The following is a 15659-nucleotide window of genomic DNA, read 5'->3' on the forward strand; positions in this document are numbered from 1 at the left end:
CAGCACTCCTTTTATTAGAGTTCTTCCACAATGATGTTGTGGTTTGTATATACACATATTTCCGCAGCCATTTCAAGCGAGGCCTTCGCAATTTCTCTTGCTGACAGGTGTTCGCCTGCAAATCTCTTTAAAGATCTTCCAGCTGCGAGGGCATAGTTGCCTCCTGATCCAATAGCCAGAATTCCATCATCCGGCTCAATCACTTCACCTGTACCGGAGATAAGCAGCAGACTATCCGTATTCATAACAATAAGCATTGCTTCGAGCTTGCGCAAAACCTTATCGCTTCTCCACTCTTTTGCAAGCTCAACAGCTGCTCTCTCAAGGTTTCCATTATACTCTTCAAGTTTTCCTTCAAACATTTCGAATAATGTAAATGCATCGGCTACTGAGCCTGCAAATCCAGCCAGCACCTTACCATTAAATAGCTTTCTGACTTTTCTTGCAGTGTGTTTCATCACAACTGCATTTCCAAAGGTAACCTGGCCGTCGCCGGACATTGCACATTCTCCATTATGATGCACAGCAAATATTGTTGTAGCATGAAATTCGGACATGAAAGACTCCTCCTTTGGAGCATATTGCCTTTGATTTTTTTCTGCAGACTAGTTGGTATTGACTTTCTTTTGCTAAGCCCGCGGATGATGGGCCATATAAGTTTTTTTCAAGTATTCATTCGTAACATGTGTATATACCTGGGTTGATGATAGAAATGCGTGTCCAAGTAATTCCTGAACTGTTCTCATATCAGCCCCATTTGCCATTAAATGCGTCGCAAATGTGTGGCGAAGCATATGGGGATGAATTTTGCCTGTTAAGGAGGATTTCTCGATTATTCTATCCAGTATAGTCCTGATTCCCCTTGCTGTAAGCGGACCACCCCGGGCATTCAGAAACAAATTTTCCTGCACGTTCCCATTGGCAAGCAATTTTTTACGTCCATGGTTTATGTATGTGTCAAGTGCATCCTGGGCAAAGCTTCCGAAAGGGACATACCGCTCTTTACTGCCCTTGCCGCGGACTAGAACCGTTGATAGATACATATCCAGGTCTTTTAAGCGGATTTGGCTGCACTCGCTGACGCGGATGCCGGTTGCATACAATAGTTCAAGAAGTGCCTTATTTCTTTGCCCTAGAGGAGTGCTGGCTTCACAAGCATTGAAAAGCTGCATCATTTCCGCCTCATAGAAAAATTCCGGCAGCTTTTTCTGCGCTTTCGGAATCGAAACAAGTGCAAAAGGATTTTCAGCGACTTTTTCTTCTCTGAGCAAAAATTTAAAAAAGCTCCTTAAGCTTGATATTTTCCTGGCAACTGACTTACGGGACATTTTTTTATCGTAAAGTTCAGTAAGATATATCCTGACATCCTGATATGCGACTTTGGTTAAATCAGCAATGGCTTGTTCAGCCATGAACATAAAAAATTCACTAATATCATGCTGGTAATGCTCAATAGTATATTGTGAATAATTTTTCTCAATTTGTAAATATTCAATAAACAACTTTAAAGAAACGTTCACATTTTCAGACATTAAATGTTCACCTCGCAAGGGCTACTAAATAGTATCACAACTCAGCAGCCCAACGCAACATAATTTACAAATTTTTCACAAAGTTCTGAATTGTTCCCAATGCTCTCTCCGCATGCTTCTCATTTCTTTCTTTTTTTCCTCTGATTTTTTCAGGAAGTTCAGGAAACAAACCAAAATTAGCGTTCATTGGCTGGAAACTTTTCGGGTTAGCAGTGGTAATATAACGCGCCATGCTTCCAATCGCTGTCTCATGAGGAAACTCTATAGGATCTTCTCCTTTAACAAGCCTTGCAGCATTGATGCCTGCCACAAGTCCGCTGGCAGCAGATTCAACATACCCTTCAACCCCTGTCATTTGCCCTGCAAAGAACAAATCATCCCGGTTCTTGAATTGATATGTTGCGCGCAGAACTTTTGGAGAGTTGATAAATGTATTCCGGTGCATAACGCCATACCTTACTATTTCAGCATTTTCGAGACCAGGAATCAAGCGTATTACTTCTTTTTGCGGCCCCCATTTCAAATGTGTCTGGAAACCTACAATATTATAAAGAGTTCCGGCAGCATCATCCTGTCGAAGCTGAACAACTGCATATGGCCTTTTTCCTGTTTTCGGATCTTCTAAACCTACCGGCTTCATCGGGCCAAAGAGCATTGTTTTCTTTCCCCTGTTTGCCATGACCTCTATTGGCATACAGCCCTCGAAAAAGATTTCCTTTTCAAATTCCTTTAATGGAACTGTTTCGGCCGTGGTAAGAGCCTCATAAAAACGGTCGAATTCTTCTTCTGTCATAGGGCAATTCAAATATGCCGCTTCTCCCTTATCATACCGTGATTTCAAATAAACTTTATTCATATCGATTGAGTCTTTTTCTAATATTGGAGCAGCCGCATCATAAAAATATAAATAATCTTCTCCGGACAGCTCTTTTAATTTTCCGGATAGGGCTTCACTTGTCAGCGGTCCAGTAGCAATTACAGTTGGCCCTTCCGGAATATCTGTCACTTCTTCGTTGATTACCGTTACATTCGGATGATTTTTGACTTGCTCTGTAACACGAGCGGCAAAATCATGCCGGTCAACTGCCAATGCGCCCCCAGCAGGAACGGCACTGCTGTCAGCTGAATGAATGATAACAGAATTCAGCTTCCGCATTTCTTCTTTTAATACACCAACTGCATTTGTTAAAGTATTTGCACGCAGAGAGTTGCTGCAGACAAGTTCTGCAAATTTATCTGTGTGGTGGGCAGGAGTCTGCCTTACTGGCCTCATTTCATAGAGCTTTACTTTTATTCCCCTGCTGGCCAGCTGCCACGCGGCCTCACTGCCTGCTAATCCCGCTCCTATTACATTTACTGCTGTATCTTTCATAAAATGAACCTCCATATATACTTATGATGACGATGTCATGATTAATTTATATTTTTTAAAAACAGTCTCTCTTACTTTACCCTGTTCTTATTCATTTTGCCATTTTACAATACGATTTAAAAATAAAAAAGTTTCGTGAACGATTTGAAGCTAATATACTTTGAAACAAACCAAAAGGAATACACCGGCTGGAAGTATTCTGGATACACATCCCGCAATAGAAAAGAGTGAGCATTTAAGCCCACCCTTAACTTTGCTTTTCTTCCTTATAGTCGCATTCAACACACTGAACCTGGACACCTTTTTTGAGTTTTTTCTCAACTAGAAGGTTATCGCATTTAGGACAGCTTCTTGGCAGCGGCTTATCCCATGAAATAAAGTCACATTCAGGGAATCTGTCACAGCCGTAGAAGATCCTGCGTTTTTTGCTTTTTCTTTCTATAATATTTCCTTCTTTGCACTTCGGACACTTCACACCAATATCCTTTACAATTGGTTTGGTATTGCGGCAGTCAGGGAAATTGCTGCATGCCATGAATTTTCCATAGCGCCCCATCTTGAACACCATTGGATTTCCGCATTGCTCACAATCTTCACCTGCAGGTTCATCCTTAATTTCTACTTCCTGCATTTCTTTTTCCGCTATCTCAAGATTCTTTTCAAAATCTTTATAGAATTCATCAATGATCTGTACCCAATTGACCTTGCCTTCTTCAACATAGTCCAGGTCCTTTTCCATCTTTGCTGTAAACTCGATATCAAGGATTTCAGGGAAGAATTCCATGATCAGCTCAAGAACAATTTCCCCCAGTTCAGTCGGAATAAAACGTTTGTTGTCCAGAGCAACATAACCCCGTTTTTGAATTGTGTCAAGAGTCGGAGCAAAAGTGGATGGCCGCCCAATTCCCTGTTCTTCAAGTGTTTTTACCAGCCTCGCCTCAGTATACCTTGGAGGAGGCTGAGTGAAGTGCTGTTTGGGTTCGATGTCTTTTTTAAGGACTTCATCCCCTTCTCTTAGGTCTGGGAGCATATTATCTTTTTCCTCTGACTGATCATCTGTACCTTCAACATAGACTTTCATAAATCCAGGGAACTTCACTTTTGAGCCTGTTGCCCTGAAGATCACTTCTCCATTCTTTAAATCTACACTCATTGTGTCCATAACAGCTGGTGCCATTTGGCTTGCAACAAAGCGTTCCCAAATGAGCCTGTATAATCGAAGCTGATCACGCGACAAGTATTCTTTTAAACTTGCAGGCGACCTTAGTGTGCTTGTCGGGCGGATGGCCTCATGGGCATCCTGGGCGTTGCTGTTTTTCTTTTCTTTTTTCTTTTCACCCTGCAGGAATTCTTTTCCGTAAGAATTTTGAATATAATCTGCTGCTTCATTTTGCGCAATTTCAGATATGCGTGTTGAATCAGTTCTCATATAAGTAATTAAACCAACAGTTCCTTCTTTGCCGAGGTCAATTCCCTCATAAAGCTGCTGTGCAAGCATCATGGTTTTCTTGGCACGGAAATTTAATTTCCTTGCAGCTTCCTGCTGAAGTGAGGACGTAGTAAAAGGGGCGGCAGGATTCCGCTTTCTTTCCTTCTTGGTAACCGATGCCACCTTAAATTTATTGCCCTTCATTTTACTTAATATATTTTGAACATCGCTTTCAGACTTCAATTCCACTTTTTCATTCTCCAGCCCGTAAAAAGCTGCATCAAAGGCTGTTTTTCCTTTTAGGAACTCTCCGTCAATGGACCAGTACTCTTCTGGTATAAAGTCCTTAATTTCCTTTTCGCGGTCGATAATCAAACGGACTGCAACAGACTGTACTCTGCCCGCACTTAATCCTTTTTTCACTTTCTTCCATAATAATGGGCTGATATTATAACCGACTAACCGATCAAGCATCCGTCTTGCCTGCTGGGCATCAACAAGATCCATGTTGATTGGCCTTGGATGCTTAAAGGATTCTTTAATGGCATCTTTCGTAATTTCATTAAAAACAACACGGCAGTCCGAAGTAACGTCCATATCCAGGCTATGTGCCAGATGCCATGCAATTGCTTCCCCTTCTCTGTCGGGGTCAGCCGCGAGATAAATTTTCTTGGCTTTTTTGGCCGCTGACTTAAGTTCCTTTAAAACTGGGCCCTTTCCACGAATGGTTATGTATTTTGGTTCAAAATTATTTTCCACATCTATGCCCATTTGGCTTTTAGGAAGATCCCTGACATGTCCCATGGAAGCTTTAACTTTATATTTTTTTCCTAAATAACGCTCAATCGTTTTTGCCTTTGCAGGTGACTCAACGATTACAAGAAACTCTGACATCAGTAGTCCTCCTTGAGAGGGATTTTTAAACATTCAGGCAAAATCATCTTTGAATGCTGCATTTTTTACATGCTAAACTTGCCTGCTTTCATTTATCACTAACCTATATTAAACAGCCTCTGGGTTGGATATTTACATCCTGAGGAGCGGCTTAAGTGTCTTATAGCATAATTGAAGTAATATTGCTTATTCTTCGCCAGCTTGCTGATATCATCAGCTTTACTGCTTGAGTATTGAAATATTCATTATTATTCTACATTCTATTCAAGTTTGTCAAACTTAAGCGGATTATTTCCGCAACCGTTTCCAAGAAAATATTCTAAAGCGAATAAAGAAGCAGACTTTTTCTTTCCATAATACCTGTTGCAAAATGTATAACAGTTTTAATAGAATTTCAACCTTTTTGTAAAAAATCCTTTAAATTAACACATTTAAAATGAGCTGAAGTAAGAAAAAGGAGCACTTAATCTATAGCAAGGCTCCTATTTCATTTTCCTGATTAGTAAAGGAATTCTTCTAAGATCTCCTCAGCTGATTTTACCAATTTAGCGCCTTGCTGAATTAATTCATTAGTTCCCCCAGAGAATGGGCTAAAGATATTTCCAGGGACTGCAAAGACTTCTCTTCCTTCATGAACCGCATAATTTGCTGTAATAAGGGAGCCGCTTTTGCTTTTAGCCTGGATTATCAATGTGCCTCTGCTAATGCCGCTGATGATTCGGTTTCTCATTGGAAACTGCCATCTCGAGGGTCTTGTGGCTGGCGGATATTCAGAAATAACCAGCTGATTTTTCATCATTTCATATGCTAGCCTTTGATTAGCCTGAGGATAAATATGGAACAGCCCGCCAGCTATGACACCAATTGTTTTCCCTTTATTTTTGATTGCTTCCTTATGTGCAATGGCATCAATACCAGCTGCCAGCCCGCTTACAATAATAACCCCTTTTTCGATAAGCTTTGGAAACATGTATTGAATGGCTTTTTCTCCATACTCTGTTGCCTGTCTGGAACCGACAACGGCCAGGTGAGTTCCGCTATTCAGAAGACTGATATCACCTCTTGCATAAATAACCCATGGCGGCTGATACGTTTCTTTTAATAGAATCGGATATTCCTTATCAAAAATTGTAATTGTTTTAATGCCATTTGGTGAATATTGGCGAATTTGTTCCTGGATTTGATCTGAATGAAGATCTTGGAGTACATTTGAAAGAGAATCTTTGGTGGTGAATAACTGGGGTATTATTCGGAAAAGGGTATGATTATACATACAATTTAATTGGGGATCTTTCTTAAGAATGTTATAAATCATCTTCCAGCTCATTCCTCTGCAATGATGGAGATGGGTGAGCCTCATATTAAATTCATTCATGGGGAGCCTCCTGAATTTTTTTATAAAGCGGGGTATGTGCGGGGATAAACGGATTTGGCAATGCAGAAATAGTCCCTCAAACAGAGGGACTACTCTTAAGTTATTTAAATAGGATTAATGAGTTTTACACTGATCATAAAGGCCTTTTTCTTTTAAAACCTTTATCAGGGTTTCACCCATTACGGATGGAGTATCTGCTACTTGAATACCGCATTCATTCATAACACGGATTTTTTCATCAGCTGTTCCTTTGCCTCCTGAAATAATTGCGCCGGCATGGCCCATACGCTTACCTGGAGGTGCAGTGCGACCGCCGATGAAGCCTACAACAGGCTTAGTCATGTTTGCTTTAACCCACTCTGCAGCTTCTTCTTCAGCTGTTCCGCCGATTTCACCAATCATGATTACAGCATAAGTTTCTGGATCTTCATTAAATGCTTTTAATACATCAATGAAGTTTGTTCCGTTAACCGGGTCTCCGCCGATACCAACAGCAGTGGACTGGCCGATTCCAGCCTGTGACAGCTGGTGTACCGCTTCATATGTCAATGTTCCAGAACGGGAAACAACCCCAACATGACCTTTAGTATGGATATATCCAGGCATAATGCCGATCTTACACTCATCAGGAGTAATAACACCAGGGCAGTTAGGACCTACAAGGCGAGTCTTCTTGCCTTCCATATAACGCTTAACTTTAACCATATCCAATACAGGAATATGCTCGGTGATACAAATGGCAAGATCCAATTCTGCATCTACCGCCTCAAGAATAGCATCTGCAGCAAATGGAGCTGGAACATAGATAACGGAGGCATTGGCACCTGTAGCCTTAACTGCTTCCTCCACAGTATTGAAGACAGGAACACCTTCTACTTCAGTACCGCCTTTACCAGGAGTTACACCGCCGACAATTTGCGTTCCGTATTCAAGCATTTGCTTAGTATGGAAAAGGGCTGTTGAACCAGTAATCCCTTGAACTATAACTTTAGTATCTTTATTAATAAATACGCTCACGTTAATTCTCCTTTCTGGTCTAAAGAGTGCCATTCTGTACTCAAAGGTCATAAGCAAAAGCTCTTTCAGGCAAACAAGCCTTTCGGATTCCGCCAAATGCCTTAGACACTGAACGGCCGCTCAATTTTGATTCCTAGCCTACTAAAGAAACGATTTTTTGTGCGCCGTCGGCCATTGATTCAGCCGCAATGATATCGATATCGGATTCAGCAAGGATCTTCTTGCCCAATTCAACATTTGTACCTTCCAGACGTACAACTAAAGGCACAGTCAAGCCTACTTGCTTCGCTGCTTCCACTACGCCAGTGGCGATGACGTCGCACTTCATGATTCCGCCAAAGATATTAACAAAAATACCTTTTACGTTTTTATCAGAAAGGATGATTTTGAAAGCTTCAGTAACCTTTTCAGCAGTTGCACCGCCCCCAACATCAAGGAAATTGGCCGGGTCTCCGCCATAGTGTTTGACGATATCCATAGTAGCCATCGCCAATCCTGCACCGTTAACCATGCAGCCGATATTTCCATCAAGGGAAATATAGCTCAGGTCATATTTGGATGCTTCGATTTCCTTTGCATCCTCTTCTTCAAGGTCACGAAGAGCCATGATGTCCTTTTGACGGTAAAGAGCATTTCCATCAAAGTTCAGCTTTGCATCCAGAGCCATTACCTTGCCGTCTCCAGTTACTACTAATGGATTGATTTCAGCGATAGAGCAATCTTTTTCAATGTAAGCTCTGTATAAGCCCATCATGAATTTAACAGCTTGTCCGACAAGCTTTGATGGGATATTGATATTAAAAGCGATTCTGCGCGCCTGGAATGCTGTTAAACCAAGCACAGGATCAATTTCTTCCTTGAAGATTTTTTCAGGCGTCTGTTCAGCTACTTCTTCGATTTCTGTGCCGCCCTCTTCAGAAGCCATTAAAACTACGCGTGACGTTGCGCGGTCCAAGACTAGACCAACATAATATTCCTTCTTAATGTCACAGCCCTCTTCAATCAGTAAACGCTTTACTTCCTTGCCTTCCGGGCCTGTTTGATGTGTAACAAGTGTTTTCCCCAGGATTTCACTTGCATATGTACGAACTTCGTCAAGATTTTTGGCAACTTTTACACCGCCAGCTTTACCGCGTCCTCCGGCGTGGATTTGTGCTTTTACCACACATACCTCAGTGCCAAGTTCTTTAGCAGCTTCAACAGCTTCTTCTACTGTAAATGCCACTTTTCCGTTCGGAACTGCGACCCCGTATTGTCTGAGGACTTCTTTACCTTGATACTCATGTATATTCATTTCCCATCCTCCTATCTAACTCTTCAAAAAAATAACTGCGCTTTCATTTTATAAAATGACACAACCCTTGTCTACCATTTACTCTAAAATATTATATTTCTTTAAAAATTAAAAATATTAAAAAGTGCAGAAACCCTGTCATAATAGATGTTTTACACTTATTTTATTTTAAAATTATTTTTTTAAAATAAAGAAAAACTGCCTTTTCGACAGTTTTCTTTTTTATTAGACTCAAGTAAAATCCCGCTGTCATCCCTTCGAATTGAATTACTGAGAATAAACCATATTGGTTTACCAGAATAGATTATTCTTCATTTTCCCTCTTCCCGGCTTCCTGATCAGCCCTGTAGATAAAAACAAACACCTCAGCAACAGCCTGATATAGTTCTTCCGGTATACCCTCATTGATGTTAAGCTTGCCAAGAAGCTCTACAAGAGCAGGATCTTCCTGAACCGGAATATCATGTTCCTTAGCCTTCACAAGGATATTTTCAGCAACCAGTCCCTTCCCCTTTGCGGATATCCTTGGTGCTCCCTGATTCACAGGATCATAGGTTAATGCTACCGCTTCTTTCCTTTTTTGATCATGAACTTTTTTCATATCCTTATATCTACTCCGCTGAATTGATTTGATTGCACAATCGATGTCATTGTATCTTTTCCAATAGGTGAATCCCCTGCAGACTCCGGCTTTTGGACTGAAACAGAGGACAGCTTATAATTTAATTTTAATAGATTTTCTTTTAGTTCAGCGGCAAATGGAGCTGTTAAATCCTTTATTTCTTTGTGCTCATTAATAACTGAAATTTTAATAATTCTGTTTTGAACTTGAAGATCGACAATAGTTTCATTCAGATGCTCTAAATTCAAATAAAATATAACCCGGCAATGGCTGGGATCAATTTTCCCCTCTTCCGTTTTGCGGCCGCTCCATTGCATTGTCAAATCGGAGATTTTCCCCCATAAAGAAACAGGAAGCTGAAAAATATAGTGCTGCAATGGGCCGGATTCCTGCGAGAGAGCCTGAAAGCCGGTTAATTTATGCAGAAGCCGTTCAGCTGCATCTTTAGCTATGTGCGAAGTTTCTTCATTTATAAAGCCCATCAGGAGCGGTTTAAGGGTATCCAGCTTTTTGGAAGCTCCTTCATCGGAATGTTTTAATAAATTTATGAAGTCATGTTCATAAGAAAGCCCCAATGTTCTGATTATTCTCTTCAATTCACTATGAATATTCCGCTGGTCATATGTAAGGTTAACCTCTGTTTGCAGGCTATTTTTCAGTTCTTCCATCATTGTCTTTTCCCGCAGATTGAGAGCCGCTGCTGCCAAAGGTTTCTCACCTGCCAGTAATCTCCCCGCCTGAACAGCAGCCTGCTTTATCCCATAAGCATCTGACAATAATTGGTCCAAATCATCATTTAATGTGTGGGAAAGAACTGATTTGAAAAAGGTGTTAAGCAAATTCTTTTCTGCTGGAAAAGAATTCTTTCCATTTCGAATATCATTGAATAAGATTTCCAGAGTTTGAGATAGTCCACTGCTTTCCGATCTTTGTGCAATAAATCCATTTAGCTTTGCCAAGTTCAATATAAATTCCTGCCTGTTCCCGGAATCGTTTGCTTTCATAATTTCCGTCAGGACATGACTAATCGGTTTATTTTGGATGCTTACCTCCATAAGCTGCTGTAAAGCCGCATCCTCGGCCGTTTCACCCGGCATCAGCCCCAATACTTTCAGGAGCTGGAAAGCAGTGTGTGAACTTGCCTGGTTTTTTGTATTCAGCCATTCAGAAAACAATCTGTATATTGCCTGCTGACCCCATTTTTCTCTTGAAGGCTTTGTCAGATCACCAAGCAGCGAATATATTTGCTGCCCTTTAGTTGATAAACCACCACCCTTTAATTCATCCAGCAATTCCCCCATAAGGGATGAAAGAGAGTCCCCATGCAAGACTGAGGATATCGCTGAAAAAACATCCTTTGAAAAGGGAAGCTGCCTTATAAACAGCTCTTTTACTGTCCGCAGTCCATCTTCAGCTGATCGGCTTTCCTTGATCCATTCAGATGCCATCTTCAGAGTTTCACCTGTAATCGGAAGCTGTTCTCTAAGAAAAAATTGAATAAGCATCTTATTTTCTCTGGATAACTGCATTCCCAGCTGTCTTAGAAGGCTTTCAGCCGGGGCTTCCGCACCTGGTCTGTCTGCTGATTCCATTACCTTTAAGCGCAGCATTCCCTCACCTGGCTCAACTTTAAACCAATATCTGATGTTGGCTGATAAAGGGATTTCCAGCTGCGCTATCGCTTTATGTGACCCAATTTGCACCTCTGCCGTCTGGTTTGGAAATAGCTTTACTATCTTTCCGCTGACAATTTGGCCAGGTATAAATGCAGCCGTTTTTACTGCATTGTTCTGGTCATGCCTTATTATTCTTTGGATAATATCAGACGGCTTCATGCCTTCACCTTCTATTCTATTTCACTAATAAGATTTTTTATTGGTGCAAAGCTTTTCCGATGATAAGGAGATATTCCATGCAGTGTGATGGCTTCAAGATGCTCCTTCGTCCCATAGCCCATATTTTTCTCGAATCCATATTGAGGAAACTCTTTACCTATTTCAGCCATCATTCTGTCTCTCGTGACTTTAGCTATGATAGAGGCTGCAGCAATCGATATGCTTTTGCCATCTCCCTTAATGATAGCTTCCATTGGGTAAGGAGTTAATAGTTTTACGGCATCTGCAAGCAGGAAGTCCGGTTTTGGGCTCAGCCCTTCAATTGCTGAAAGCATTGCTTTTTTTGTCGCTTCAAATATATTGATGCGGTCGATTTCTTCCGGATCAATGATTCCAACGCTGAACGCTGCAGCCTTAGCCTTAATTATCTCAGAAAATTCTTCTCTTTTGCTCTCCGGCACCTTTTTTGAATCATCTAAACCCGGGAGGAAGAAGTCTTCTGGCAAAATAACTGCTGCAGCTACCACTGGTCCTGCAAGCGGGCCCCTGCCTACTTCATCAATTCCGGCAATAAACTGAAAACCCTGGCTCCGGTAACGAACTTCATACTGACTCATTTCTTTATGCTTTTCATATATCTTTTTTTGCTGCAGATTTCGGGAATGCCATCTTTCTAATAGCTGCTGTACTCCTTTTCTTTCATCATGCTTTATGGAATAAAGGAAAGGGTCATCCTCTGACTTAATTGTTTTGATTTTTTCTTCTATTTGACGAATAGTTAATTTTTCCATAGACTTCTCCATTTCAATCTAATGTATGTATCGGCATTTCCGCAAAAAAATAAAGGCCTCCTGTGAACAGAAGGTCTTCATCTAAATTATTCAGCTTCACTCCGAACTCCCATCTCTTCGGGCAATTCCAAAGTGATTGGCCCCAATTTTTCAGAACGGAATTCTCTGATTACCAGCTCTGTTACCTTATCATAATCAATTTCGCCGCCGCCCATCAGGCAGCCGCGCAGCCTGCCGATTTTATCAAATACTTCCACAATATCCTCCGGAATTTCATCAAGCTGATATCTCTCATGCAGGCGATCTGGATACCTGAGGCCGAGAAAGCGCAGAGCATATACTGCAACATCCTGAAGATTTAATATAGTATCTTTTATTGCTCCAGTCAGAGCAAGCTTAAGACCTACTTCCTGATCTTCAAATTTTGGCCATAGAATCCCAGGGGTATCGAGAAGCTCCAGCTCTTTCCCTACCTTTATCCATTGCTGGGCTTTCGTAACGCCGGGGGTATTTCCTGTCCTGGCTATATTCTTTTTGGCCAGGCGATTGATAAGGGTAGACTTTCCAGCGTTTGGAATACCTACTATCATTGCCCGGATTGCTCTAGGCTTAACACCCTTCGCCTTCATTCGATCGAACTTTTCCTGAAGAATACTCTGAGATGCGGAGACGATTTCCTTCATGCCTTGTCCCGCCTGCGAGTTTATCGCAAGAGCTCTTATACCCTTATCTTCAAAATGTTTGATCCACTTTTTTGTCGCTTCTTTATCAGCCATGTCAGCTTTATTCAATAAAACAAGCCGCGGTTTGTGCTGAATAATTTCATCGATCATCGGATTTCGTGATGAATAAGGGATCCTTGCATCAACGAGCTCAAAGATGATATCGACCAGTTTTAATTTTTCTGTAACCTGCCTGCGGGCTTTCGCCATATGGCCGGGAAACCACTGGATCGTCACAGCTGGTCACCTCCATCCAATATGTATTTATTAAAGAAAGAATCAATCAACGATTCGAATGTCCTCTATAGGCCAGTATATTACTCCGGCATCACCCAGTACTTCTTCCATCGGAACAGGGCCAATGTGACGGCTGTCCTTGCTGAAGCGGCGGTTGTCACCCATTACAAATAAGTGGCCTTCAGGCACTGTTTCCTGTCCTATCTTTTCTTTTAAAGTAAACGGCTCTGTCAGCGGCCCATCGATTACCTGTTTTTTATATTCCTCCAGGTAAGGCTCTTCATAAGCTTTCCCATTTACATAAAGAGTATCATCTTTGTATTCAATCTTATCTCCAGGAAGGCCTATTACCCTTTTGATGTAATCTTTGTTTTCAGGTGCATGGAAAACAATGATGTCGAAGCGCTCGGGCTCGCCAATCTTATAACTGAACTTATTAACAATCATTCGATCCTGATCATGCAATGTTGGCATCATGGACAAGCCGTCAACCACAATCGGAGCAAATAAAAAATATCTGATGACTGCTGCTAACAGGACTGCGATTACAAGTGCTTTTGTCCATTCCCATAATTCATTTTTCTTTTTCGCCATTAAATCCCCCACCATTCTTCTAAGCCATTAATTAATCTGCATGGAAAGTGTTGTCTTTTTTATTTTACAAAAATTCTTCTTAATAAACACGATGGGAACCTTATTTATATATTATTTAACATTTATGTAATATTATTTATATTCTGCTGTTTCATGAAAGAAAAAGGAGCTTGATTTAACAAGCTCCTTCTTTTCTTTATTATCGAATTTCTTTGATACGAGCTTTTTTACCGCGAAGGTTACGCAGGTAGTAAAGTTTCGCACGGCGGACTTTACCGCGGCGGATAACTTCAAGCTTCGCAATCTTAGGTGTGTGTACAGGGAATGTACGCTCAACGCCTACACCGTAAGAAATCTTACGAACTGTGAAAGTTTCGCTGATTCCACCACCACGACGCTTAATCACAACACCTTCATATACCTGAACACGCTCACGAGTTCCCTCAACAATACTTACGTGTACACGTACAGTATCACCAGGACGGAAAGACGGAAGGTCAGTACGAAGCTGTTCTTTTGTGATTTCTTCAATTAGTTTTTGCATCGTTTTCAACTCCTCTCAGCAGACGCTCTTGCACAACCTATATGTTTGCAGCGGAACATCTTTATCAGACGAAAACTGAACAAGTTCAGCCTAAGTCACAAAAAGTATCATACCATACTTGGACGGCAACTTCAATGTTATTTATCTTCTTTTTTAATTTCATCCAGCCACTTTTGCTGTTCTTTTGTTAATTCTGCACCCTCAAGAAGATCAGGACGCCTTAAATACGTCCTTCTTAAGGATTCTTTGGCTCGCCACTCGTCGACAAGGCGATGATTCCCTGACATGAGGACATCCGGCACTTTAATGCCCCTGAATTCCGCTGGACGGGTGTAATGAGGGTGTTCAAGAAAACCTGTGCTGAAAGAGTCCTTTATGTGTGATTCTTCGTTGCCCAATACACCTGGCAGCAAACGGACAACACTATCGATTACGACCATGGCTCCAAGCTCTCCTCCAGTCAGCACAAAATCACCAATCGAAATTTCATCGGTTACCACATGTTCACGTATTCTTTCATCATACCCCTCGTAATGTCCGCAAACAAAAATCAGGTGATCCATTTCAGCAAGCTCTTCAGCTTTCTTCTGTGTAAAGCGTTCTCCTTGAGGACACAGGAGAATAACCCTCGGGGACGCCCCGCTTTTACTGCGAAGATCATCTACAGCATCAAATATGGGCTGGGGTTTTAAAACCATTCCCGCCCCTCCGCCATATGGATAATCATCTACGGTTTTGTGCTTATTGTCGGCATATTCCCTAAAGTTGACCACGTTGTAATTCACTGCTTCATTTTCAGCCGCTTTTTTTAGGATGGAATGTCCAAAAACGCCTTCAAACATTTCAGGAAACAGAGTGAGCACATCAATATTCATCATGAAAGCAATCCTTCTATCGCATTAATTTTCACAAGTTTGTCTTTCACATTAACTTCCTTAACAACATCTTCAATATACGGGATCAGTATTTCCTTCCCGCCTTTTGCTTTGATTACCCATACATCATTTGCTCCAGGAGAAAGAATTTCCTTGATTTTACCTACTTCCGCTCCATCAAGCGTTTCAACAGTACACCCTATGATTTCATGGTAGTAAAACTCATCTTCTTCAAGATCGCCTAGCTGATCTTCCGAAATTTTCAGGATGCCGCCCTTCATTTTTTCAATCCCATTAATATTTTCGTATCCTTCAAAGGTAAGCAAATCGAATGTTTTATGGGTACGGTGAGTTTTCACTGTCAGCTCAATTGGATCACCTTTTGTATCAGGCATGAACAAATAAAGTTTATTTCCCGGCTTATACCTTTCCTCTGCAAAGTCTGTTTTGGAAATGACCCTTGCTTCCCCTTTTATGCCATGGGTGTTCACGATTTTTCCTACGTTGAACCATTTCTGCATGTACT

Annotated in this window: 15 protein-coding genes; all 15 read right to left on the bottom strand. The window is 41.3% G+C overall.

From position 1 onward, the window contains the following. Positions 1-14 precede the first annotated feature (14 nt). The 15 genes from hslV to rimM all read right to left on the bottom strand — a co-directional run bounded on the left by hslV (position 15) and on the right by rimM (position 15654). The gene (gene hslV, locus NR125_RS02595) at positions 15-557 is read right to left on the bottom strand and encodes an ATP-dependent protease subunit HslV (RefSeq protein ID WP_009330767.1); all 543 of its coding nucleotides are present in this window, start codon (positions 555-557) and stop codon (positions 15-17) included. Between the two features lie 72 nt (positions 558-629). Next, positions 630-1532, bottom strand: a complete 903-nt coding sequence (xerC, locus tag NR125_RS02600) for a tyrosine recombinase XerC (protein WP_019381760.1) — start codon at positions 1530-1532, stop codon at positions 630-632. 64 nt (positions 1533-1596) lie between these two features. Continuing rightward, entirely contained in the window at positions 1597-2904 is a 1308-nt protein-coding gene (gene trmFO, locus NR125_RS02605) for an FADH(2)-oxidizing methylenetetrahydrofolate--tRNA-(uracil(54)-C(5))-methyltransferase TrmFO (RefSeq protein ID WP_009330769.1), read from the bottom strand. Positions 2905-3151: 247 nt separating this feature from the next. Then, positions 3152-5227, bottom strand: a complete 2076-nt coding sequence (gene topA / locus NR125_RS02610; protein WP_009330770.1) for a type I DNA topoisomerase — start codon at positions 5225-5227, stop codon at positions 3152-3154. Between the two features lie 499 nt (positions 5228-5726). Next, positions 5727-6602, bottom strand: a complete 876-nt coding sequence (dprA, locus tag NR125_RS02615; RefSeq protein WP_009330771.1) for a DNA-processing protein DprA — start codon at positions 6600-6602, stop codon at positions 5727-5729. A gap of 114 nt (positions 6603-6716) precedes the next feature. Beyond that, positions 6717-7619 (bottom strand): succinate--CoA ligase subunit alpha, encoded by a 903-nt coding sequence (gene sucD / locus NR125_RS02620; RefSeq protein WP_009330772.1) that lies wholly within the window; start codon positions 7617-7619, stop codon positions 6717-6719. Positions 7620-7752: 133 nt separating this feature from the next. Further along, entirely contained in the window at positions 7753-8913 is a 1161-nt protein-coding gene (gene sucC / locus NR125_RS02625; RefSeq protein WP_009330773.1) for an ADP-forming succinate--CoA ligase subunit beta, read from the bottom strand. 304 nt (positions 8914-9217) lie between these two features. Continuing rightward, a complete protein-coding gene (locus NR125_RS02630) occupies positions 9218-9514 on the bottom strand; it encodes an EscU/YscU/HrcU family type III secretion system export apparatus switch protein (protein ID WP_009330774.1) in 297 nt (98 codons plus the stop codon). Continuing rightward, positions 9511-11370 carry a hypothetical protein gene (locus tag NR125_RS02635; RefSeq protein WP_009330775.1) on the bottom strand — a complete coding sequence of 620 codons (1860 nt, stop codon included), beginning with the start codon at positions 11368-11370 and terminating at the stop codon, positions 9511-9513. Before NR125_RS02635 ends, NR125_RS02630 begins: the two co-directional genes overlap by 4 nt. An 11-nt stretch (positions 11371-11381) precedes the next feature. Further along, the gene (locus tag NR125_RS02640) at positions 11382-12161 is read right to left on the bottom strand and encodes a ribonuclease HII (RefSeq protein WP_009330776.1); all 780 of its coding nucleotides are present in this window, start codon (positions 12159-12161) and stop codon (positions 11382-11384) included. A gap of 86 nt (positions 12162-12247) precedes the next feature. Continuing rightward, positions 12248-13120 (bottom strand): ribosome biogenesis GTPase YlqF, encoded by an 873-nt coding sequence (gene ylqF / locus NR125_RS02645; RefSeq protein ID WP_009330777.1) that lies wholly within the window; start codon positions 13118-13120, stop codon positions 12248-12250. 42 nt (positions 13121-13162) lie between these two features. Further along, complete coding sequence (lepB, locus tag NR125_RS02650; protein WP_009330778.1) at positions 13163-13714, bottom strand: signal peptidase I; 552 nt, start codon at positions 13712-13714, stop codon at positions 13163-13165. 199 nt (positions 13715-13913) lie between these two features. Further along, positions 13914-14258, bottom strand: coding sequence for a 50S ribosomal protein L19 (gene rplS, locus NR125_RS02655; protein WP_009330779.1), 345 nt, complete (start codon positions 14256-14258; stop codon positions 13914-13916). Positions 14259-14395: 137 nt separating this feature from the next. Further along, complete coding sequence (gene trmD / locus NR125_RS02660) at positions 14396-15133, bottom strand: tRNA (guanosine(37)-N1)-methyltransferase TrmD (RefSeq protein ID WP_026041703.1); 738 nt, start codon at positions 15131-15133, stop codon at positions 14396-14398. After that, complete coding sequence (rimM, locus tag NR125_RS02665; protein ID WP_009330781.1) at positions 15133-15654, bottom strand: ribosome maturation factor RimM; 522 nt, start codon at positions 15652-15654, stop codon at positions 15133-15135. Before rimM ends, trmD begins: the two co-directional genes overlap by 1 nt. Between the last annotated feature and the right edge of the window lie 5 nt (positions 15655-15659).

It is taken from the genome of Cytobacillus sp. Bac17 (genome assembly GCF_024519925.1).
Classification (GTDB): Bacteria; Bacillota; Bacilli; order Bacillales; family Cytobacillaceae; genus Cytobacillus; species Cytobacillus pseudoceanisediminis.